The organism is Paenibacillus mendelii, from assembly GCF_024498075.1.
Classification (GTDB): domain Bacteria; phylum Bacillota; class Bacilli; order Paenibacillales; family Paenibacillaceae; genus Paenibacillus_Z; species Paenibacillus_Z mendelii.
This window is the reverse complement of record NZ_JANHOF010000007.1, coordinates 116,997-139,769: the sequence shown is the minus strand read 5'-3', so window position 1 is coordinate 139,769 and position 22,773 is coordinate 116,997. Positions and strand designations below refer to the sequence as shown.

The following is a 22,773-nucleotide window of genomic DNA, read 5'->3' as shown; positions in this document are numbered from 1 at the left end:
TGCACACATGGAAGAAAATTCATTAGGAATGATAGAATCAGAATTAGCCATCTTACTTCGCCGGCTCACATCCATTTCTACGTATAAGATTGGTAGTCTCGATCGATCCGCCTATCTCCTGCTGCAGCAAATCGCTTATCATGGATCTTCCGGCGTTAAAGCATTGTCGGATGAATTCCGTTTGGATATTTCTACAGTTAGCCGACAAGCGGCCGCCCTCGAGCAAAAAGGTTACGTGAGCCGAATCCCGGATCCTTTAGATGGGAGAGCGTACTTCCTTCAGATCACCGATCAGGGCAAGACAGAATTAAATGACAACAAGAATGCGCGATTGGCCATCATAGAGGAGCTCCTGCAGAGCTGGTCCGACGAGGAACGCATGATGTTTGGACAACTGATGAGAAAATTTAATCGTACACTCATCGAATCATGAAATGATGCTAGCCGCTGCGCAGGCAGAATAATAAGGGTACCCGCTTGTCGGGCACCTTTTTCGCTTGTCGGCTGTTAAGCAACTCTTCTCTTCAATGGCTTGATTGCAAAGGCCGCCGCTATGCAGAGGATACTTCCCGCAAGAGAAGCCAGTATTTCTCATTGAAGTTGTTGCTTGTCATCGACATCAAGTAGAAGTTCCTCATGAATTCGTCCATGGTCATCATGGTTAAAGATCAAATACCCGATGGTGGCCATGTACCCGATAATGGTGCTGTTGCTTAGATTGGAAACCAGCATGCCCATACTCCCCAAGCATAGGGCCGAAATAAAGGCACCGCCTAAATAGGACGCAGAGGGAAAGACGCCTCCCTTACACTGCAGCATTTGTATCCCATTAATTTCGAACGAAGTAATCCGTCAGCAGCGCGACTATGCCCTGTTCATCGTCCACCACTAAGATGGTTTCCTTGATAGTTCCCCTCCTGTTCACAGCATGATGCTTTTATACTGGTTAAATCAGTGATTTCACTTGATACCTGACTCAAAGAGCCCGAACCAGCATGTGCTGATTCGGGCTCTTTGAACGGTTTTGCGTATCATCCCTATGAGGAAATTTAAGGGAACCCTACAACTTGGGTGCCCTTATTAATGAAAACGAGTACGAGGCGGTATGTCACCACAATTCGGCACAGCGTGCTAATTCGGATTTATAAAATACAATCACGAAAAAAGTCCGGTTTTTGCGAAAGTTGAGTTAAACTTGATATATAAACTCGCATCACTTGTTCAGCTGTCGATGATAGTAGATCATAGCTGTTTTTCATGGCTTCCTCTATATCCATCGGCTTATTGACGATGCTGAATACAGCTTCAATACCTATGGTTCTCAGTTGGTCAATCCCTGAACCAATACCTCCTACAATAGCAAATGTCGGGATTCCCAGGCTTTTCGCCAATTGGGCAACACCAGCAGGAGTTTTGCCGCGAGCCGTTTGGAAATCGATCTGCCCTTCTCCGGTAATGACGAGGGAAGCACCATCGAGCTTCTGCTTCAAACCAGTCTGCTTCATGATTATGTCAATCCCTCGTTCCATTCTCGCATTGAAAAAGGCTTGAAACGCTCCCCCTAATCCTCCGGCGGAACCCGCACCTAAATTGTGGTGAATGGAGATGTTGGTTTTCATTTCAATCCTATTTGCATAATGGGCTAGATTACTATCAAGCAATTCCACCATTTCCGGTGTAGCCCCTTTTTGCGGTCCATATACAGCAGATGCGCCGTTCAGTCCGATCAACGGATTATCCACATCACAGGCGATAATAAATTCAGCTTCACGCACTCTCGGGTCCATTCCGTTTAACTCGATATCAGCCAACAGATTAAGGTTTCCCCCTCCGAAGGAGAGATCATCGCCTGCCGAATCCAGGAGCCTTATGCCCAGTGCCTGAAGCATTCCCGCTCCACCATCATTCGTACCGCTTCCACCCAATCCGATAACAAATTTGCGACACCCTTTATCCAATGCGTGAAGAATCAACTGCCCCGTCCCATAACTGGTGGTGAGCATTGGATTTCTCTCTTCTTTTTTTAATAAAGGAAGGCCGGAAGCGCTGGCGATCTCGATCACACAAGTATTGTCGTGACCTAATATCCCGTAAACCGCGTTAACATCTCGTCCCAGTGGGTCTTTCACAACAGCTTCTTGTAAGTGGCCGTTTGTTGCGTCAACAAGGCTCTCGACTGTTCCTTCGCCCCCATCAGCCATAGGTACAATCACTGTTTCAATATCTGGACCCACACGGAGAATTCCTTCTTGAATCGCCAATGCAGCTTTTCGGGCAGAGATGCTTCCTTTGAAAGAGTCCGGAGCAATGACGATTTTCATTACATACTTCTCCCCATGCTTTTGAAAATAGTGATACAAAACACAGTGGAGATAAACGCTCCCGGCCAAGAGAACCAGTGCCGAGATTGCACTTTTCCCGTTTCTTCATGTATGGCCTCTGAAAAGAGTCCATCCCATTGAACGAGCTCCATAAGCTTGTGAAAAACCTTGTCCCGCAAAGCCGTATCTCCCATCAACTCACTATACAGAAGCTCCTGAGCATCACCTAACGGCCATGGATGAGGCGTGTGTACAGAACCTAGTCCACCTAACGGGCCTGGATAGAAACCGCCTTTATTTTCTTCACTGAATCCAAACTCCATCGTATGGATCCATTTAGCATCATCTCTACCGCAGAATCCCCAGATTGGAGCATACACCACTGGGAGGTCGTTCGCGTCGTGATACTTCTGGAAGTTGCCTTTCAAGTCCGTCAGATAAGCAAACAGCTCTTTCCCATTATGATAAGTACTAAATGACTGTATGCAATCATTTTTCACCTGATCCGCCCATTCAGATAAATCCGTATCGTAAAAAGAAAACTCTTCGTTCAAACCGGATAATTTCTGAAGGGTATACCACGCAAGCACCTGACTGGAAAAATGATAAGGATAATCCACTTTATCATCAGCCGGAGTCTCTCCCGTCTTAAAAAGCCATTTTTCCTCATGTTTATAATCGATGATCATATCCAGCATTTCTTTAACAATCGGCAGCACTCGTTTGACTGTCTCTCTGTCGCCGAACTGTGCATAGTAATCACAAAGCTCGAGCAGCGGATAACATTGCTGATCGAATTGGAACACATTATCCTTACTGATACCGTTGGTCAGATAAGCACGCCCCCAATATCGATGGGGACGGTCGGCCTTTTCAAACATCCAAAGCAAATGGCCCTTAATAATCCATTGTATCTGAGACTTCCATTCTGTTCGATAGGAATCATCATAAAGAAATCCCGATTTTCTCTCCGATTCCGATAAAAGCTGCATCATATAGTAGGCGTCCCGATTCCATGACAATGGCAGCAGCTGGTGATCGGTGATTACACAAACGTACTCATCACTAATCGGCACGGAACAGCAGGACATAATATAGTCAAGATTCCGTTGAATGATAAACGGAGCTGCCTCCACTTTCTCGCCTAGGGCAAATACTGTTTTATTCCATTTAGGTAAATCCTGTATCGCCTTGGCAATCCATTCTTCTACATCGGAGTACGTAAGTTCTAATACACTTTCTTCCTCCTGGGAGAGTGTGTAAACCACGCTGATGAACCGGCTTTCTCCTTTACCTAGGTTGAGTTCCGTCCCATATTGATAATTTACCGGTTCATTCGCTCTTTCCTGTAAGGGTGAAAGGATCAGCGTATCCTTATCGCTAAACAACAAGAGATCGGCCCTGGAAGATAGATGCGGATTGCTAATTGAAATAAGGTTGCCTTGAACATCTACTCTGTTTTCCAATGGAGGAATCGGAATAGGGCCTCCCTCCGTCAATTGTCCGTAACTGCAGCGGTTTAAGCTAAATAGTCCGCTTACTGTATATGGAAAAACAATTTCTTTATCACTTTTGTTTATGACTTCGACTCTTTGAATTAAATAGCCTTTTTCATTCTTTTCAGCTGCTATAAACAGGGAATTAACTTCGGCCTCCTCGAACTGATAGCGAAAAACGGGAGCTTTTCCTTCCAAATAATAAACGGACTGCCAAGCAGCTTTCTCTTGATACCTGATGCCGAAGCCAAGCGCCTTGCTTTCCCCTTCTAATGAATCAACCAACCCTCTGCGGTAACGGCGAACGTAGCTGCTGTCATACCACTTATCATTCGGAAACTGTTCAATCGAAGTCAAAGTGATAAATCCTTGTTGTGGATGATAACCATTTACCGAACGAACCAGTCCGTCAAGACCAATGCTGGCCGACAAACGTCCGCATCCGACATCAATTGGTTTTTGATTGCCCACTTCCAGTAAAGGTGTCAACTGACGATTATTGTATTCTGTTTGCATCTATTTTCTGCCTGCCTATATATTAGTTTTGGGATTCCAGGTTCTCTGCCAGAGATCCATATAATTCAGGTCTTCTGCTTCGTAAAATCGGCTCTTGTTTGCGTTCTTTCAAGATGAGCGATAAATCGATTGTACCGATCAAGATGCCTTCTTCATCTCCCGCTTCACAGACGACTTCCCCGCGAGGATTCACGATTTTACTTAAACCGCAATACGTAACCTTATCTTCCGTTCCGATTCGATTAATGGCCACCGTGAAAATTTGATTATCTTGCGCCCGGGCGCGGGTACGAAGGTTCAGTAAATATTCGTAATTCTTAGGAACCGCTGACGGAATGAAAATCACTTCAGCGCCTTTAAGTGCCATAATGCGAAACATTTCTTCAAACGCATGATCATAGCATGTTGCGATTCCTATTTTCACTCCGCGTATCTCAAATACCGGAAATTCCGATCCGCTCCGGAAATACTGATGTTCCGTAGGGTAAAGATGAACTTTCCGATATTTCCCGAGATATCTGCCTTCCTCGTCAATTACAAATGTTGTATCGTATAACACGGCTTCTTGAAGCGAATCTTTTTCCACAATATTGGCTATAATCGCTGTGTTATACTTTTTCGCCTTTTCCGCCAACCGATTAACAGTGGGGCCAGGAACCGTTTCGGCCAACGTATAGAAATCCTCTTTGATCAAATCAAGATGATAACCTGTCGTAAACAATTCGGGTAAACAAAGCACATCCACGTTCGCTCCCGTTTGATCAAGATACTCTTCCGCCTTTTGCATATTGGCTTCCTTATCCTTCAACATACAATCCATTTGTACAACACCAATTTTCAATTCCATCTTGTTCTTCCTCCCAAATTATTATTTTGCGTCTTCCCTTTTATACATTCAATCCTTCAATGATAATGTTCTTCAAAGCGTATTCCCCACCTAATGAGCGGAGCGTCACTTCCTCGCCAGGGTGAATGATTAAATAATTACGTTCAAGATGCAACGGCATACTGGCATCCTTCTCCCTGATCATCACGCCGACTGCGGTAATCGGTGAATCATTCGTGAAAGTCATCGTATTCTCGAGTGCGCCCTGTGATATCTGTACATTGGACAGAGGAAGGTCGCGTAAAGGCTTGAACGGAAAATCAGCGTTTATCGTGAACAAGTAATCGTTGCAAGCCAACCTTTGATCTTGATTCCATAGAACGAGTCGAAGGTTGAATAGAGAGTGTCCGCAATTCTCGATTTCCCAGTTCACGCTTCCGACATAACCGCGATCTGTAATCGGGTAATCGATCCGTTTCTTGACCGACCCGAACATATCGATAATTTCAATTTGCAGGTTCATACCTTTTATGTTCGCTTTATTCAGAAAGTTCGATTCCAAATGCACAAACGCTTCTCCACTAAACGTTTCCCCGGCTTGATAAGCGATTCGATCATATTTCAAAGAAACATGGCAATCGGCAAAGGCGGACTTCATTGCATAATAGGCCGGTTTCGGAATGCCGTCATACTCCAGTAACGACGTGTTGGCATAATTGGCGAAGGGTTCATTGCCCATCCAAACGATAAATCCGGATGACGTAGGCTCACGGCGCCGAGTAGCTTCCACGCCGTAACGCAACGATTCCATTTGGGCATATCGACTACACTGAGCGAAGACCTCGGTTTCGTCACGTTCCAGATCCCAGGGGCCGAATAATTGGCTTATTTCATTCCACGGAATCCACCATGAGCCTCTATGAACCCATAACGGGTTGTCCGAAGTAGGCGGCCAAACCTCATGCTGTCCGGCAAACGAACGAAGGATCTCGGCCCTGGAGACACCAGGGGTCCCTGTCTCAGAACGCAATAGAGAATCGTCGTTGTTATAGAAACGATAGTGCGTGTTCTCACCCAAATAGAGCCATGGTCCGTGTACGTCATGATGCAAGCCTTTGCCGAAGTCTTCTTCGGATGCTAAGAATTTAGGACCGGACGCGCTGCTAGGCAGAAAGTATCGGCTTGGGTCCAGTTCCCGGACAATTTTTTGTAACATGCCGATGTTGATATGCCGCTCGTCAACCGGTATGAATCCATCCCACATGAGTTCGTTTCCACCACACCATATAGCCAGACTAGGATGTGAGCGTTTCTCTTTGATTGCAATTCGTGAAACGGTTTCTAGATCTTTCAACAATTCCGGGATTACCGGCGGGAGATTAGTTAGGCCGCTTGACGACTGCAGAAATTCCTGCCAAACGAGAAGTCCCTGTTGATCACAATAACGATAAAACTCTTCCTTTTCGATAATGGCTCCGCCCCATACTCGAATGAGATTCACATTCATCATTTTGAATCGTCCAAGCGTTTCCCTGTACTGCTCCGTGGTAACCGCTCCGTAATACGGAGTAATCGGCACCCAATTGATTCCTTTCAGAAAAATTGTATGACCATTGACGATACAACTATAAGCTAGCGAGTCCGATGGTGCGCCTGGATTTTGAACAAATTCAATGGTTCGAAATCCGACCTGCTTTTGCGAATCATCGCAAGTAAGTCCGCTTTCGTTCATGATTTCTAATGATGCGATATATAAGGGTTGATCTCCCAATCCATTAGGCCACCAGAGTTGGACTGACCCAACAATTCCCTTCCATCCAACCTTCCGCTTCCCGCCCGGCAAAAACATTTTTACCTTCTTGTGAAAACGGTTCTCGCCGGTATCGTCCTTAAGATGGCAGACAAACGTATATTCACCGGGGGTGTATACCTCCACTTCAGCATGGTAATGCACCTCACCGATGTTGAATTCATCATTAAGTGAAGTTTCAGGGTAGAAATCGAGGATCTTCACCTCTCGAAACGTACGCAAATACACATCTCGCCATATCCCCACCGGTGTAATACGCGGACACCAATCCCAAGCGTAGTTAAATCGCGACTTCAGCTTGGTAATAAGGTGAGAATACCCGACTTGTCCATCGACTTCCGGTCCGGCACAAAATACGATTTGCAGACAGTTTTCTTCATTTTCTTTGATGATCTCCGTTACATCCAAAGATAATGGCTGGAACATGCCTTCAAATTCCGTTATTTTTTGTCCGTTAAGATAGATCTCACCCTTGAAATCAAGACCTTCCAAAATCAATTCACAGCGGTCCTGCACCCATTCGGAGGGAATGAACATCCGCTTCTCAAAAAACCAGTCGCGATTATAAACCCACTCTTCATTCAGGCTTTCCAGACCTTGATTATAATCACCCAACCATCCTGCACTGCGCAGGTCCATTTGCACGGCTCCAGGCACTGTCGCCTTGACCTCAGGAATGTTCGGGAGAATTTGTCTGCCCAGCTCCATGGATAACTTGGAGCGCCACTGATTTCTATAATACCCGGTTAAGGTCCAATCCTCTCCGTTTAACGTCATCTGTATCATTAAACAAGCCTCCATTAATCTGTTTTGGCATTCAGGACTAACCCTTTACAGATCCTGCTGTAACGCCTTGGATAATTTTATTCTGCAAGAACATATAAACCAGAAGGCTTGGCGCAATGGTGAGCGCAATGCTGGCAAGCACTTTAGGCCAGTCCGTGGAAAGCCCCATAAATTGCAAAATCGCGACGGGAACGGTTTGATATTCAGATTTTATTAGAAACACAAGTGAAAACAACAGCTCATTCCAGGTACCCATAAAAGTGAAAATGGCCACTGTTGACATTGCCGGGGCAGAAATCGGTATTATGATCCGTGCAAAAACCCCGGGTATTGAACTTCCGTCCAAAACCGCCGATTCTTCCAGCTCCCGTGGAAGTGTTGAGAAATATCCGGAAAGAATCATGATCGCCGTCGGCAATCCAAATACGACATAAGGAAGCACAATAACTAAACGAGGGTCAAGATATTCCCTTAATCCTTGCAAACTAATATATATAGGTATCAAAGTGGAATGTACCGGAATCAACAGACCAAGCAAGAAGAAAGCGAGAACAAGCTTGCTTCCTTGCCATTTCAGACGGGTAAGCCCAAATGCCGCGGTTGTCGACAATAACATAACGATCCCTACAGTTAGAATGGAGATCACAGTACTATTCAATATATTTAAATGCAAGTGGTGCTCTGTAATTACCTTCTTAAACCCTTCAAGATGGAAAGATCGCGGAATCCCCCAGGGATGAAGAAAGAAATCGTCCTGTGTTTTAATCGCACTCATATAAACCCATGCAAGCGGATAAAGAACGACGATGGCAATCAAGAATAAAAACCCATAGAGAAATGTACGTTTCACGAATTGATTTAAACTCATTTTTCAGCCCCCCTACTCTCTCTACCCTGTCTGAACATAAGAGAAATAAGCAGAGTGAAGAACATATTCAAACCGAGAAGGAATACGGATACCGCGCTGCCGAAGCCGTACCTCATTTGTTGAAATGCCGTACTGTACATGTGCAAGGCCAGAACAGTCGAAGAACGCGCCGGCCCTCCTCCCGTCAGTGCAATAACATTATCAAACGCTTTCACCGAGCTTGTTGTGATGAGTATCAGGCTAATCGCGATAAAGGGCTTCATCAAGGGAAGAATAATATACCAAATCACCTTCCATTCGCTGGCTCCATCAATACGAGCCGATTCAAGAACTTCCGAATGTATGGTGGACATGCCCGCCAAAAAAATAACCATATGATAGCCGAAAAACTGCCATGCCACAGAGATGACGACGGCATGAATGGCAAATTCCGAATCGGATAACCATGCTTTATCGAATCCTGCAAATCCAATTGCCCGGGCCGCTGTATTCAATAATCCGATGTCAGAGTGATAAATAAACTGCCAAAGCAATCCAACGGCAGTTCCCGAGATGATCACCGGAGTAAAGTACACATTGCGGAAAAACATCACTCCACGAAGTTTACTTGACAATAGGATTGCAAGGATCAGCGCGATAGGCAGCTGAAGCAATACGCTCTCCAACGTAAATATCAATGTATTCTTTAGTGCGAGTATGAAAATATCATCCTGCATAAATAATTCTCGGTAATTGTCAAAAGCGATGAACACTTTGGCTCCAACGACATTCCAATCGAAAAAACTATAATAAATGGAATTGACGATAGGCAGCGGAAGAAAAAAAGTATATAGCAACAAAGCGGGTAGCACGAAAAGTGCGATCATCCACTTGTTGCGAAGCATCCTGTCCATGAATTTACACTCCTTTGTTAAATCAAGAAAGGGGATCATGAATTCGATCCCCCCTCATCTTATTTAGCCGTCACTTCTTTTGGTTATCCTGCTTTTTCTGCAAGTCTCCGAAAACTTCCTTCGGGTCTTTTCCCATATATAAGATTTGAGTGGCATTGTTCAATTCCGCTCCCATGAAAGCACCCAGAGGAACATCCCACGGATACATAGATCCGGTTGAATTGGCCAATGACTCTTGTAATTCCACGGCTATAGGGTTAACCTCTTCCTTATTCGTTTTCACCTTAGTTGTTGTCAGGAATCCTAATTTGGCCAGAGCCTCTTGACGCTCTTGCGAGAAAGCAAACTTTAGGAAAGCAATCGCTTCTTCCTTATGTTTGGTTTCTTTGGCAATCGACAGGGAGACGTTCGGAATAATGAGGTAATGATCTTTGCTTCCTTTTCCGCCTGCTATGTCAGGGAAATTAAAGATGCCCAGTTTATCGCCTAAATTTTCATATAGGCTGGGGATCCTCCATGTACCCATTGCAAACATACCTGCTTTACCCTCTGCCAATTTGGCCTCACTTTCCGAAGTATGAACGCTGTTAACATCCTTCTCAAATGCGCCTAATTCCACTAATTCCTGCAAAGTGTTTGCGGCTTGGATGAGCGGCTCGCTTGTCCAAGGTTCTTTATGATCCATAACAATGTTTTGATACGCTTCCAAACCACCGATACGCTCGGCAATCATCATATAAGGGATTGTGCCGGTCCATGAGTCCTTGTTGGGAACTGTCATCGGAATAATCCCGTTCTCTTTCAAGGTCTTAACGATATTCAAAAAGTCTTCATATGTTTGCGGCTCTTGCAAGTTATATTTCTCAAATACGTCTTTGTTATAATAAATAATTTCCGAATCTAAAGTGGAGGGGATCCCATAGATACCTCCATCAAAGGTTGTTGCTTTCAAAGGCTCTTCTTGAAGAAAGCCTTTCCATTCCGGGTCACTCTCAATGGCTTCACGTAAATCAAGTAGTCGGCCTGATTCCACAAAGGGCCGCATCCTTTCCAGTGTCCAGCCTTGGACGATGTCCGGCACGTTATTGGCCGCCATCTCCGTCGTCACCACCGTCAAATACTGATCGCCGGAGGCATTTGCCGTCACATCAAATTCAATATGAGGATTTTTTTCTTTGAACAGTTTCATATTTTCCGACATCCAATCAAAATACAAATCCTTAGTTGGATCCTTCGCCAGCATTACACGCAGCGTGACTTTTTCGGCCTTACCTCCTTGATTCCCTGTATCGGATGAGGCCCCGTCGGTATTTCCTGATTGAGAATTTGAGGAACACGCAATAACCAAGCTCATCACTAACATCAATACGAAACTCACTTTTAAAGCCCTTACAATATGTTTCAATGTTCTTTCCCCCTAGTCATGATGTTGGAACGTGATATCTTACGTTTAGTATGAAGGAATACGAGTTCAGGGATAAGGGGCCAAAGATGACTTTTCGTTTGAAATGATGACTAGAATAGATCATCGAAGTTATCCCTGTACTCGGAGGGGGTCAATCCTGCATATTTCTTGAATCTTGTTGCGAAATAGTGCGGATCCGTAAATCCGACCAACTCCGCTACCTCATATACTTTACAATGTGGATCCCTAAGCAGCTGCTTTGCTTTTTCGAGACGGTATCTTGTCAGCAAATCCGTAAACGTTTGATTACATTCCGCTTTAATTAATCTACTTAAGTAGCTGCTGTTCAGGTGAACGCTCTCCGAAATCCATAGCAAGGAGATACTTTCCCGATAGTGTTCCGAGATGAGTGCTAGTACTTGATCCACAATTTTTTTGTGCCCCGTTCGGGTTTGTTTGTATATATCACCCGCAACCCTGGAAACATAGCCCTGCAACAGTTCATGCAATTGCTCGAATGAATGGGCGTTAATCATGTCTTCGAATATATTGTAATATTCATCGGAAATGATGAAGCGCGAGGTAGAGATCAAGCTCACGATTTGCGCTATCAACTCTATGCATATATTCTTTGCGTCCGGTAATTTTTCTTTATAACTTTCAAAGATTTGGAAAAGCTTATTTACTTGATCTTTAGCATCTTCCTGATTTCCGATCTTTAAGGTTCTTAACATCGATTCCGAAATATCCGCATAATTCGAAAGATGTAAAGATGAAAGCCGAAGAGATGGGGAATTCGGGACATCAGTGGGCAAGTCATCATAAAAAATAATGGAATTCGTTCCAAGATAAAAGATATGCTGGAGAGATTCATACGCCTCCAAATAAGCTTTGTTCAATTCGACATATGACGAATGTATGGAAGATACTCCAATGGATACACTTAGTCTCGGTTGAAGACGGGTTACATGCTCTAGGATCATCTCACATCTCTGCATGAACTGATCAAATTCATGTATGTCGTGGCCATTATAGATGATTGCGTAATTATCATGTTCCAAAGGAACATAAATCGTACCTTTATACTCTTGAAAGTACAAACGCAGCCGATGTTCCGTGGTTAATCGACTCAGTTGGTGCTCCTTCGTTTTTTGAGATAGCCTGTTCGTATCTATAATTTCGGCCTTGATCAACAACAAGCGGAAGGTTTGATCCTTCATCTCATAAATATGGAGTGTTTCTGTCAATTCCGTCCGCTCAAATGCCACCGGAGATAAGATTAGCTTCTGAAGGTAGGCTTGCCTGTAGAAGTACAGGTTTTGTTTCAATTCATTCCGAAAAACTTCAATTTGCAAGTCTCTTTCTCTCTCGGCCTCAAAATCGAGTATTGCTTTTTCCAGAATTTGATGGAGTTCCCGGTATGATGTCGGTTTTAATAAATAATCAAAGGCCCCAAGCTGAACCGCGCGGCGAACGTATTCAAAATCGCTATAACCGCTAAGCAATATGACCCGTGTATGCGGATAACTCGCCGCTACTTTCTCCATCAATTCAAGCCCACCTATACCCGGCATGCGAATGTCGGTGATCACGATATCCGGACAGTCCTTTTGTATCATTTCTATAGCCTCGGCTCCATGAGACGCCTCATTTATAACCGCACACCCCAAGCTATTCCAATCAATGGAGGTGCGGATCCCTTCGCGAATAACGTTTTCATCATCAACGATGAGTACTTTGTACATTTGCTTCCAACCTCCCTGGAAGTTTGACTGTAATGCGGGTTCCTTTTTCAAGAACACTGTATATTTCAAGACCGTAAATTTCACCAAAAAATAATTTCAATCTCTTATGAACGTTCATTACTCCAATACTTTTCTTGGGACCGAGATCTTCCCCATTGAATACGGAAGTAATCGTTTCTTCTTTCATACCGCAACCATTGTCTTCAATTTTTATGAATACTTTATTGTCCCGTTCCTCACAGATCACCCGAATTTTGCCTTCCCCAACCTTGTCACGAAAACCGTGGATAATGCTGTTCTCGACGAGGGGCTGTAACGATAGCCGCGGAATAGTCAACCCGAGAAGATGCTCGGGAATATCTATAAAAACATTTAGCTTGTCCCCAAAACGAATTTTTTGAATCCCCAAGTATTTATGCACATGAATGATTTCATCGCCTAAGGTAACCATTTCTCTTTGCGTGTCTATGCTGTAACGCATGATATCCGCTAGCATCGAGGTCATGTCGCATATTTCCGGAATGCGGTTCATTCTGCCCATCCAATTGATTGCTTCCAATGTGTTATAGAGAAAATGCGGATTGATCTCGGCTTGTAGAGCCCGCATTTCAAGTTCATGTCCCATCGTCTGGAGCTGAGCCTGATTTTCAATGGAGGTGCGCAAACGGCTGAGCATATTGTTGAATGAGGATGCAAGCACAGCCAATTCATCATTTCCGGCATAATCTAGATTGACATTTAATTCGTTGGATTCAATATTCCTCATTTCTTTAACGATTTGTATGATAGGTTTTGAAAGATTAGATGCAATTACCCGGGCCAAAAGAATAGCTAACAAAGTGAAGATCAAGGAGCAAATCAACACCCAGTTCCGGACAATATGTGTACCTGACAGCAGTTCGCTTTCCGGGAATCGATAAAGATAAATCCAACTCGTTAAATCCGACTGGAGGTAGTGGTAAAAATGTTTTTCTGTTTCTTTCGAAAAAAATTGCCCGGTCGGCAGCTTTAATTGTTCAAATATGTCAGATCTATAAGGATGGCCTATATCATGGGAATTTCGACTCGATATGATATAACCTTTGGGATCAAGGACAACCAACTCGCCATCTATTTTTAAATCCTGTCCTTCCATGAGGCGATTGATCTTGTTTTCTTTAATAAAAAGGACTAGTGTTCCTAAGGGTTCTATCGTTGTCAGATCATTAATTTGTCTAACAAGAGGGATGACTCGGTTGCCCTGAGCGCTTACGCGTGTTTTCAGCCAAACGCTTTTTCCATTCCCCGTTGCGGCTTCCGAAACAAATTCCACTTTATCTTTATTTGCTAATATTATGTTCGAAGAATTAATCTGCTGCCCGTTACGTTTGATCAAGAAAACGGACTCCACATCGGAATGAGAAATCAGAAAACCGGTTAACGTATCCATTATTGCTCTTAATCGATTGTATTCACTATCCTTTCCGGACAGAAATCGCACCACTTCTCTATTATGAAAAAATTGAATTGTATCTTGATCCAATCGCTTTAATTGAACGTCAATGGTATCGCTGGTATGACGATTGATGGTTTGCGCATACGACAAGGTTCTTTCTAACATTTGATTCCTGCTAATATATATGGAAGAAACACTAACCAAAAAAATTGAAAAAATGATTAGAAATGGATATGTCAATAATAGCTTATGTTCGATTTTATAGTTTTTCAAACGCAGAAACCGAAAAAATTTCAAAATGGCACCCCTCCCTTATACACTTTCGGTTCTACCATGCATTCTTACCTTCGTATACAACAATGCATAAATACTTAAAAAAGAAAACCATTTCTGGTTTCCTCATTCCATTGCTTTATTTTGTTAAAATACACTAGAGCTCTCTACCCAATTTGCTATCTGTTTGTTCCACATTTAATCGATGCATTAGCTTGAATGTGTTGCCCGATATTCTTTTGGCGTGACCCCGAATTTTTTCTTAAACATACGTTCAAAATGTGCTAGCGTGTTAAATCCCGAAGATAGGCAAACTTCAGTAACACTTAGATTTGAAACCCTTATCAGCGATTTGGCAAATTCAAGTCGCGTATTGACAACATAAGTCTGAAAAGAAACTCCTAATACTTGCTTAAAGCATCCACTGAAATAATTCGGAGACAAATTATAATGCTTAGCTACTTGCTCCAAAGATATTGATTCGCGAAACCGATGCTGAATGAAGATGGTGGAGCTGCGAATAATCGCATCAGTTGTATTTCTGGCAGTGCGGTTCTCAAAGTCCGATTGCAGAATACTGCACTGACGAAATAAATCAATGAGCACCCTTTCGATAGCACCGCGTACAATTAATTGCGATCCGACCCGCGATATCTGCGCCTCATCCCATATCCGTTCCCATTCCCACAGCATTCGCTCATATTCCTCATCTTCAAAATGGTGGGTATAAATATGTCGTACGCTAAATAACAATTCCATCAACTGCTGATGAAGCATCTCCGAAGTGAATATCAGATTATATAACTGGATTCCCGCATTCTTATCCGGAACGATTTCGTGAAAATCAGCTGGCGTTAATAAGAAAATGCTCCCTTTTACGATCGGCGACTCAACACCATTAATCTTTTGCACCCCCGAACCGGAGGTCACGAAAGCCAGCTCGTAAAATTCGTGGCAGTGAACATCTATGATATTTCGAATTTGGTTCTTAAAAATACGAAAAGAGGAGGAAAGATTCATATATTGATCGTTCGTCAACAATTCAGGCAAACGATGTCTCATATTTTAGAATCTACCCCCCTCTAATTCCTACTGCCCCTGGTAAGTCCTCATAATGCCTTATAAAACTTAATTTTCAAAGCTTGGTTTTCTTTTCTTCAGTTTAAACATTGACGAAAGGATTGCCTGCAATATCTTTACCTCTGGCCAACCACACCTTATGGTTCGGATTTTTCTCCAGGTCAACCTTCGCTTCCGTCGAAAAATACCTCATCGTGTACCCGCATCGGCGATATGGGCTAGTGTTAGCCTTTGCACCGTGAATAATCCTGGAATCGTGAAGGGAGCATTCACCTGGCTCCAATTCAAAGTATACTGCTTTAGACTCATCTACGTTTTTTATTTGCGAGGCGAACAAATTTTTCTTCGAGTCCACATCCTCATATTCAGAAAAACCGTTTCGATGCGTTCCCGGAATGACTCTCATACAACCATTTTCTTCCCAACTGCGATCAAGGGCAAGCCATACGGTAATGATCTTTTCAAATGAACTTAATCTTCCATTCCAATAGGCAGAGTCCTCATGCCATGGAGTCGGTCTTCCGGTAAAGGGTTCTTTACTAATAAAATGGCTGGACCAAAGCCCGATATTGGGACCGATTATCGGCTCAACTAAATCCAATACCTCGTCGCTTAAGAGATACTCCAGCAGCCGCTCATCTCGAAAATGCGGCGTATCGAGCTCATCAGACAGCTTACTACCCTTCTGGGCAAGCTGTTCTTCAAAGATCGTCTGTAAATTCGACATTTTATCCGTACTGAATAACTGTTTCTTATGCAAAAAATAACCGTTGTTTTGATAAAAATCCACTTCTTGTTTGTTTAATAGGGGGATTGTCATGTTCATTCCTCGCAGTCATGATATTATTTACATGACTACTATAACCGTACATCCCTTTCATTTCCCCACGTATCTTCATAGCAATGCAACTTTTCTTAAGATACTGGTATCAGAAAATTCGCACACCGTTCAAAACATCGAAGCAAGCAGATCGCTTTGGTCGAATTAGACGCGTCTGTGTAACTCCCTGAGCGCGGTCAAACGCCCGTGCTCTTCAAATCTTATTTTAATTATACATAGTTTGTTACTTGCTATGGGAACAATGTAGAAAATGGAATTTCTTACTTAACTAGAACCCTAAATCAACTAATTAGAAAAAGGCCAGAAGGTGACTCTTGCACAACAATTTTCCGACTTTGCCTTCGCTCAAGGAATTGGGTTTACATTTTAAAAAAGGCACCCTAGATGGGTGCCTTGAGGCTGTGGAATAACTCCTCTTTATTAAAGCTTCACTTACGGAGCTTCGATCACAAACCATGTCATGCTCTTCGGAGCCAGCGACAGCTGTACCTGCACGCGATGGTTACGGTCCAGCTCGCAGCTGCGCAGCTCCCCCTCCTGCTCCCGAATCATAGCTGTGCCGCTTAATCCGGTATAGTACAACGGCAGCTCAAGCGTCTGCCGGATTTCCTGATCCAGCGGATTGAAGACGAACGCCATCCCCTTCTGCTGCAGCGCCGGATTCACATGCAGGAAGCCATCGATATCCCGCCCGCTCGGCCTGCGTACATGAATCACATCCGAATCCAATATAGCGCGGTATCGTTTATAAAAGTCCACCCATCTGCGCACGACCCGCTTCGTTTCCTCCGTATCATACAACCGCAATCCACGGTAGACCGCCTGCACACCTGCCGTGAAATTGTTCATTAGATGGGCATCGTACGCGTCCAGATGCTCACTTAGCGGCTCCAAAGTCGACTCCGGCCCGCCTCCTTGGTACTCCGTTAACGGGACGAACATCCATCCCATGCTCGGTGCCTTCTCCCAAGTGCCGTCATAGATGTTTTGTCTGGACAGGATCACTTGACGTTCTCTTGGCAGGGCAAAGTTGACTTCACGGTATCCCATTCCCGCTTTATTGGAGCCAGTTAGGAAATACCAATCCGGAACATTCAAGTAGACCCCTTGGCCTCTGCACCACTTATAGAATTCGGATATCCGCTTCCACTGCCTCCACTGTGAATCACTGCGGCCCGTGTGTCCCGGATGATCGGTTGATTCGCAGATATCGCCCGGATAGGATCCGTCATGTTCGAGCACATCGAAGCCGGTCTGCTCGAAGAACGCGCGCAGCTTGCGAAAATAATCCTGGCCCCAGTGGCTCTCCAGGCACGGTGAATGCACGTAATAGGCACCGTTCGGATTCACGACATCATGCTCCGGACTGATCGTACGGCTGGCAAGCAGTGAATAGCCTCCAATGGTGATCCCCTTGCTGTGCGCATAATCCGCGAGCTCTTTCAATGCCGCGATATACGCGGGATCTTCTTCTTCCATGTCCAGCCCGCTGCCGAACGATAGAATAACCATTTCGAACCCGACTTCCGCACATTGATCAATCGCTTCGCGAATAACGGCCGGATCCATGCTGCGCACATGCATGAAGATCGGGTTTTCCGTGACCCATGGCGCAAGGGTGCGGTACATCCTCCGCTGGGCGAGTCCCTTCCTCTCCCTGTCCGTGCTGTCATGAACGAGGATAAAGGTGCGGAACGTTTCGAACGTTTCCCCCGGTTCAAGCCACTGATCCGGCCCCAACGGAGGACGGCTTTCCAATAAGACCGGCGTCAACCGGTCATAGTTGATCTGCGTCTTATAGTCCGGGTCCGGCACCCAATGAGTCGTCCGGTTCGCCTTCTTCTGCGACATGCCTTGAAAGGAATAATCGCTTTCAACATGCAGGTTTGGGTATTCCCACCGGTCGGGCGTTTCCACAGGGGACTCGTACTCAACCACAGCCAACAGCTCGCTTGTGAACGATTCCAGCTTCACTTGGTTACTGCCATGGTTTGATATCTCCAGCCATTTGGAGAGAAGCGGTATTCCGTCATAGAGTTCATAATGGACGTTAATGGATACGCCCCATAGCCCTTCTACAGACGGCTCATAATGGAACACTAACGATACGCCCGGTGCCGGCCATGGAGAAACAGGTGAATACTGATTTCTCATCCAAGGAAACCGCTCCTTGGTCCGGCCTGTATCGAAGCCCGTACAGCGGAATGCTCTCGGATCTGACGTAAGTGAATCGACCCATTCCGGCAGCAAATACGCATAATCCGGCTGCCCTGCAAGTCCGCCCACCGGAAAGTCCACTCCGAGGAGGCGTACCGTCGCTTCCGGTTTGACTCCGCGGATAATCGTTTCACGGGTCATCAAATTGTCGAAGGCAACGGTTGCCGCATTAGGCTGCAATCGCCATGTTCTGCTGATTAGTCCATTCGATATCACGATTTCATCTTCATGCTCCCCGCGATAAATGCCCGCTTTGTACGGTTCCGGATTCACCAGCCAATCGGCATTCGTTCCCGGCCCGGCCTGATGCTGATCACGGGCAAGCTCATGCAGCTGTTTATTCCACATCATGATTCGATCCTCTCCCCATTCCTCAATGGATGATAAACACGAAGCGGCCCTCCCGATTAGAAGAGCCGCCATATAAGAGATCTCCCGTAACCGTGCATTCCCATAAAAGCTTCACTAACCTCGAATGGCGTACATATCCTTCATCGCGATGACCCGTTGCTCCACTCTCGCCCGCTCCGCCGCAAAGGCCATCAGATGGCTTTACACCGAATTCTGGGCCGAGGTTAACCCGCTTTTCTTGCCGCCCTCGGATATGAGCTGGATGAAGTCGGCGATCAGCCCCTCGTCGCCTCCTCCATGACCGGCATGGCCCACCGGATATTCGAGCGTAATTTGCTCCGGCGCTTCGCGATCGAAACGAATCAGCTCGATTTCATTCTTCTCCATCGCCCCGCGAATCTCGCCCTCCGTACCCATTAATTTCAGCGTTCGGGTGCAATCCTTCGTGAATGCCGTCATGGTGAACGTGGCGGTAATGTCCTTCTCAAATTCAAAGTTGACGACCTGATGATCGACAACATCGTTATCGCAGTGATAGACACAGCGTCCGTATGGCCCTTCCTGTAAGGCCTTCAAGCGAGCCGCTGGGCTGGGATCATCACTGATCGCATCCGCGACCCAACCCGGATTGTCGCCAAGATAGATATCCGGCGCATAATACAAGCATGAGTCGGCTGCAGGACAGCCGTCCGTACAGCGAAGCGGCGCCCCCGGGGGCGCATTCTCCGCTTTGAAATAAGACAGTGCGCCGAACGAGGACACCCGGAGACAATCCTCCCCGGCAAGCCACAGCAGGATATCCATATCGTGACATGACTTCGCCACGATCATGGGACTCGATTCGGTTGCATTCCGCCAGTTGCCGCGAACAAAGCTGTGCACCTGATGCCAGTAGGCCACATTCTCGTTATGCTGAATGGACATCAGCCGGCCGATCGCCCCTTCTTGAAGGAGCCGCTTGATGGTTCCGAAAAATTTGGTGTAGCGAAGCACATGGCAAATCGAGAAAATAAGGCCGCACTGGCGCGCTTTCTCCCCCATCTCCATGCATTCCTGTGGATCGGGCGACATCGGCTTCTCCAGCAGCACGTGATACCCCATGTCCAGCGCCCGCATCGTTGGTTCATAATGCATACGATCCTGCGTACAGATCAGAACGGCATCCGCGAGCTTTGGCTGCGCAAGCAGCTCATGCCAACCGGAGAAGCTCCGGGATGGATCGATGCTGTGGTTGCTCCGCATCCTCTCTCTACGTTCGTCGTTCGGATCCGCTACGGCCACCACCTGCATCATCTCCGGATGCTTCAAGGCATAATGGGTGTACCCGCCCCCCCGAAGACCGGCGCCAATCAGCGCTACCTTCACTTTGCTCATCCGCTTCTACTCTCCTTTTGTATCCCCAGGGACTTCTACTGCTGCCCGCTTACGTGATAAGCCGCGAAACGTCTGAGGATCGGGGTCTCTACGCAGCTTGTTGCTCGGACGCGCAGCAAGCTTGTATGAACAGTCTCAAACCGATCGATCTTCTTATGGCCGATGGCACTTCCGCTCACCAGCTCCACCCACTCATTCCCGCAGCAGGCCTCCAGAACATATTCCCTGACGCGCTCACCATGGGCGATATCTTCCATTAGAATGACGTGGTCGACAGGCTGGTTTTGATCCAGCTCCAGCGTGACTTCCTTACCTTCGCCCGCTGTGGACGTTATCGGAGCTCCGAACCGGCGGCGGATTTCGTCGCCCAGCTCAATAATGCGCCAGACATCGACGTCCGGCAGCAGACCGCGGTCATCCGGCGCCACATTGAGCAGCAGCGTTGCGCCGTGGCCAACTGAACGATAGTACAGATCCAAGAGATGCTCCAGGCTGTGCAGACTGCTCTCGTCATTCGGATGCCAGAACCAATGACGGCTGCGGATCGGCACATCGCATTCCGCCGGCACCCATGCAGGCGTCCCTTCGATCCAAGAGACCTTCTCCTCCGTGTACATGCTTTCTCGTGCCGTCTCGGCTGTATTCCAGCACGGGTAAGGGGCGACTCCGTCTTCATTGCCCACCCAGCGTATGGTCGGCGAGCCCATGTTGAACACCATCGCATCCGGCTGATATTGCTTCACCAGTCCGATAATACGCGGCCAGTCATATTCCCTGCCCTCGGAGCCTGCTCCGTCGAACCACACCTCAACGAGAGGGCCATACTGTGTCAGAAGCTCGGTCAGCTGCGCAGCATAGAAATCGTCATAGGCGTCTTTGTCCGGGTAACAAGGCTCGTGACGGTCCCACGGCGACAAATACAAGCCCAACAGCAGTCCTTCCTCGCGGCATGCATCGGCTACCTCGCGCACGACATCGCCCTTGCCGTCCTTCCATGGACTCGACTTGACCGAGTAATCGGTCGTTGCCGTCGGCCAGAGGCAGAAGCCATCGTGATGCTTTGCCGTGAAAATCAAGTATTTACATCCAGCCTGCTTCGCCGTCCGTACCCACTGGCGGGCATCCAGCTGCACCGGATTAAACAATGCCGGCGAATCGTTGCCTTCTCCCCATTCCTGGTCGCAGAAGGTATTCATGCCGAAATGGCTGAACATGCCGAACTCCAGATCCTGCCAGGCCATCTGCTGAACAGAAGGTTTAGCCAATACGGTTGTATCCATATTCACGCTTCTCTCGCTTTCCTCTTCGAATATTGTTGGCGTCTATTACCCGACCAAGCCGGTCCGTTCGATGCTTTCCACGAAATATCGCTGCACGAACATATACAGAATGATTATAGGAGCAATAAACAGCAGCTCGCCCGTATTCTTGATCATATAGGCATACAATCCATCCTCGAACTGTGTGGCCGTCCACATCGTTGGCAGCATCGTGGATAATACTTTAATCCGCGTCAGCAGCAGCGAGACGAAATAGTTGTCATTCCACATCCATACGAACGAGAACAAGAACACGGTAATAATCGCCGGTACAGCATTGGGCAGCATGATCCGGTAGAACGTCTGGAATACGCTGCAGCCGTCGATGTAGGCCGCTTCCTCCAACTCCTTCGGAATGCCCCGGAAGAATTGACGGAATATAAAGATGAATAAGCCGCTCTTGATCCCCATACCTGTCGCGGCCTGCAGGATGAACGGCCAATAGCTGTCCAGCAGGTTTATGCCATTCGTGCCTGTGAACAATCCGATAATACCGGCAATATCAAAGAACCGGTAGTTCAAATATGTTGGAATCATCAAGGTCTGAGACGGAACGACAATCGTAAAGACAGCAAGCGCGAACAGAATACCGCTGCCCCTGAACTTAAGCCGGGCGAAGCCGAATGCCGCCAGCGCGCAAGAAATAACTTGCAGTACCGTCGTTAACAGTGAAATGAATAAGGAGTTCACAAAGGTATCGGCGTAGTTCAACGTTTCGGCTGCGAAGCGGAAATTCTCCAAGGTAAAATGCTTCGGGATCCACAGTACGGTCGGATCCAGCATATCCGCGCGCGCTTTAAACGAGATCGAAATTTTGAAGAATAGCGGGTACAGGATGACAAAACAGAGCCCGGTGACTAGAGTCGCCCTGACGAGGATCCAAGCCCAATGCTGCATCTTGATGAGCGGCTGCTTCTCTTGCGCAAATCGGGTAACCGTTGCGCCAGCTCTAACCACAGCGTGTTTCAGAACAATCCCTCCTAAGAGTTTCCGTAGGAAACTCACTTCGTAAGCATAAGCTAAGAGTTTCCGTAGGAAACTCACTTCGTAAGCATAAACTAGGGTTTTTCATTATTAATCTGAAAGAAAAGTATAAAGAGCGGAGCAGGAAGAATGATTCTGGAGAAGCGTTAGCGGTCGCCTTTGTTCCCGGAGTTCTACCTTTACCTTGAGATTCAAAGAAAACCGGGAACAACAGCGATCGGAAGAACATTCTG

The 22,773-nt window shown here is 46.2% G+C and carries 17 protein-coding genes; 1 reads left to right on the top strand and 16 read right to left on the bottom strand.

Annotation, left to right across the window (positions count from 1 at the left end):
• The first annotated feature begins 7 nt into the window (after nt 1-7).
• On the top strand, nt 8-433 hold the full coding sequence (locus NNL21_RS21775; RefSeq protein ID WP_204820337.1) for a MarR family winged helix-turn-helix transcriptional regulator: 426 nt from the start codon (nt 8-10) through the stop codon (nt 431-433).
• Between the two features lie 158 nt (nt 434-591).
• Here the strand turns inward: NNL21_RS21775 and NNL21_RS21770 are convergent, their stop codons facing one another.
• The 16 genes from NNL21_RS21770 to NNL21_RS21695 form a co-directional block, all read right to left on the bottom strand.
• Nucleotides 592-732, bottom strand: a complete 141-nt coding sequence (locus NNL21_RS21770) for a hypothetical protein (protein ID WP_204820338.1) — start codon at nt 730-732, stop codon at nt 592-594.
• A 410-nt stretch (nt 733-1,142) separates the two neighbouring features.
• Nucleotides 1,143-2,321, bottom strand: a complete 1,179-nt coding sequence (locus tag NNL21_RS21765) for a glycerate kinase (protein ID WP_204820339.1) — start codon at nt 2,319-2,321, stop codon at nt 1,143-1,145.
• Complete coding sequence (locus tag NNL21_RS21760; RefSeq protein ID WP_204820340.1) at nt 2,321-4,333, bottom strand: glycoside hydrolase family 125 protein; 2,013 nt, start codon at nt 4,331-4,333, stop codon at nt 2,321-2,323. Before NNL21_RS21760 ends, NNL21_RS21765 begins: the two co-directional genes overlap by 1 nt.
• 22 nt (nt 4,334-4,355) lie before the next feature.
• Nucleotides 4,356-5,180 (bottom strand): carbon-nitrogen hydrolase family protein, encoded by an 825-nt coding sequence (locus NNL21_RS21755; RefSeq protein WP_204820341.1) that lies wholly within the window; start codon nt 5,178-5,180, stop codon nt 4,356-4,358.
• 40 nt (nt 5,181-5,220) lie between these two features.
• On the bottom strand, nt 5,221-7,755 hold the full coding sequence (locus NNL21_RS21750; RefSeq protein ID WP_204820342.1) for a glycoside hydrolase family 2 protein: 2,535 nt from the start codon (nt 7,753-7,755) through the stop codon (nt 5,221-5,223).
• Nucleotides 7,756-7,792: 37 nt separating this feature from the next.
• Nucleotides 7,793-8,623, bottom strand: coding sequence for a carbohydrate ABC transporter permease (locus tag NNL21_RS21745; RefSeq protein ID WP_204820343.1), 831 nt, complete (start codon nt 8,621-8,623; stop codon nt 7,793-7,795).
• Nucleotides 8,620-9,555: a carbohydrate ABC transporter permease gene (locus NNL21_RS21740; RefSeq protein ID WP_204820344.1), complete on the bottom strand. Its 936-nt coding sequence runs from the start codon at nt 9,553-9,555 to the stop codon at nt 8,620-8,622. Before NNL21_RS21740 ends, NNL21_RS21745 begins: the two co-directional genes overlap by 4 nt.
• 31 nt (nt 9,556-9,586) lie before the next feature.
• Nucleotides 9,587-10,921 carry an ABC transporter substrate-binding protein gene (locus tag NNL21_RS21735; protein WP_204820345.1) on the bottom strand — a complete coding sequence of 445 codons (1,335 nt, stop codon included), beginning with the start codon at nt 10,919-10,921 and terminating at the stop codon, nt 9,587-9,589.
• Between the two features lie 110 nt (nt 10,922-11,031).
• Entirely contained in the window at nt 11,032-12,666 is a 1,635-nt protein-coding gene (locus tag NNL21_RS21730; protein ID WP_204820346.1) for a response regulator, read from the bottom strand.
• Entirely contained in the window at nt 12,644-14,266 is a 1,623-nt protein-coding gene (locus NNL21_RS21725; RefSeq protein ID WP_204820347.1) for a cache domain-containing sensor histidine kinase, read from the bottom strand. The genes NNL21_RS21730 and NNL21_RS21725 overlap by 23 nt, the downstream gene beginning before the upstream one ends.
• A 318-nt stretch (nt 14,267-14,584) precedes the next feature.
• Nucleotides 14,585-15,436, bottom strand: coding sequence for an AraC family transcriptional regulator (locus NNL21_RS21720; RefSeq protein ID WP_204820348.1), 852 nt, complete (start codon nt 15,434-15,436; stop codon nt 14,585-14,587).
• Nucleotides 15,437-15,536: 100 nt separating this feature from the next.
• Entirely contained in the window at nt 15,537-16,274 is a 738-nt protein-coding gene (locus NNL21_RS21715; RefSeq protein WP_204820349.1) for a phytanoyl-CoA dioxygenase family protein, read from the bottom strand.
• Between the two features lie 453 nt (nt 16,275-16,727).
• Nucleotides 16,728-18,863 carry an IolE/MocC family protein gene (locus NNL21_RS21710; RefSeq protein WP_204820350.1) on the bottom strand — a complete coding sequence of 712 codons (2,136 nt, stop codon included), beginning with the start codon at nt 18,861-18,863 and terminating at the stop codon, nt 16,728-16,730.
• A gap of 201 nt (nt 18,864-19,064) precedes the next feature.
• Nucleotides 19,065-20,237, bottom strand: coding sequence for a Gfo/Idh/MocA family protein (locus NNL21_RS21705; RefSeq protein ID WP_309145345.1), 1,173 nt, complete (start codon nt 20,235-20,237; stop codon nt 19,065-19,067).
• 35 nt (nt 20,238-20,272) lie between these two features.
• Nucleotides 20,273-21,517: an alpha-L-fucosidase gene (locus tag NNL21_RS21700; protein WP_204820351.1), complete on the bottom strand. Its 1,245-nt coding sequence runs from the start codon at nt 21,515-21,517 to the stop codon at nt 20,273-20,275.
• A 45-nt stretch (nt 21,518-21,562) separates the two neighbouring features.
• On the bottom strand, nt 21,563-22,513 hold the full coding sequence (locus NNL21_RS21695) for a carbohydrate ABC transporter permease (RefSeq protein ID WP_309145344.1): 951 nt from the start codon (nt 22,511-22,513) through the stop codon (nt 21,563-21,565).
• Nucleotides 22,514-22,773: the final 260 nt, after the last annotated feature.

What these genes read in the sequence shown, in the direction of transcription:
- NNL21_RS21775 (WP_204820337.1), top strand. Translation starts at nt 8, where the DNA reads ATGGAAGAAAATTCATTAGGAATGATAGAATCAGAATTAGCCATCTTA.
- NNL21_RS21770 (WP_204820338.1), bottom strand. Translation starts at nt 732, where the DNA reads ATGCTGGTTTCCAATCTAAGCAACAGCACCATTATCGGGTACATGGCC.
- NNL21_RS21765 (WP_204820339.1), bottom strand. Translation starts at nt 2,321, where the DNA reads ATGAAAATCGTCATTGCTCCGGACTCTTTCAAAGGAAGCATCTCTGCC.
- NNL21_RS21760 (WP_204820340.1), bottom strand. Translation starts at nt 4,333, where the DNA reads ATGCAAACAGAATACAATAATCGTCAGTTGACACCTTTACTGGAAGTG.
- NNL21_RS21755 (WP_204820341.1), bottom strand. Translation starts at nt 5,180, where the DNA reads ATGGAATTGAAAATTGGTGTTGTACAAATGGATTGTATGTTGAAGGAT.
- NNL21_RS21750 (WP_204820342.1), bottom strand. Translation starts at nt 7,755, where the DNA reads ATGATACAGATGACGTTAAACGGAGAGGATTGGACCTTAACCGGGTAT.
- NNL21_RS21745 (WP_204820343.1), bottom strand. Translation starts at nt 8,623, where the DNA reads ATGAGTTTAAATCAATTCGTGAAACGTACATTTCTCTATGGGTTTTTA.
- NNL21_RS21740 (WP_204820344.1), bottom strand. Translation starts at nt 9,555, where the DNA reads ATGATCCCCTTTCTTGATTTAACAAAGGAGTGTAAATTCATGGACAGG.
- NNL21_RS21730 (WP_204820346.1), bottom strand. Translation starts at nt 12,666, where the DNA reads ATGTACAAAGTACTCATCGTTGATGATGAAAACGTTATTCGCGAAGGG.
- NNL21_RS21725 (WP_204820347.1), bottom strand. Translation starts at nt 14,266, where the DNA reads ATGTTAGAAAGAACCTTGTCGTATGCGCAAACCATCAATCGTCATACC.
- NNL21_RS21720 (WP_204820348.1), bottom strand. Translation starts at nt 15,436, where the DNA reads ATGAGACATCGTTTGCCTGAATTGTTGACGAACGATCAATATATGAAT.
- NNL21_RS21715 (WP_204820349.1), bottom strand. Translation starts at nt 16,274, where the DNA reads ATGACAATCCCCCTATTAAACAAACAAGAAGTGGATTTTTATCAAAAC.
- NNL21_RS21710 (WP_204820350.1), bottom strand. Translation starts at nt 18,863, where the DNA reads ATGATGTGGAATAAACAGCTGCATGAGCTTGCCCGTGATCAGCATCAG.
- NNL21_RS21705 (WP_309145345.1), bottom strand. Translation starts at nt 20,237, where the DNA reads ATGAGCAAAGTGAAGGTAGCGCTGATTGGCGCCGGTCTTCGGGGGGGC.
- NNL21_RS21700 (WP_204820351.1), bottom strand. Translation starts at nt 21,517, where the DNA reads ATGGATACAACCGTATTGGCTAAACCTTCTGTTCAGCAGATGGCCTGG.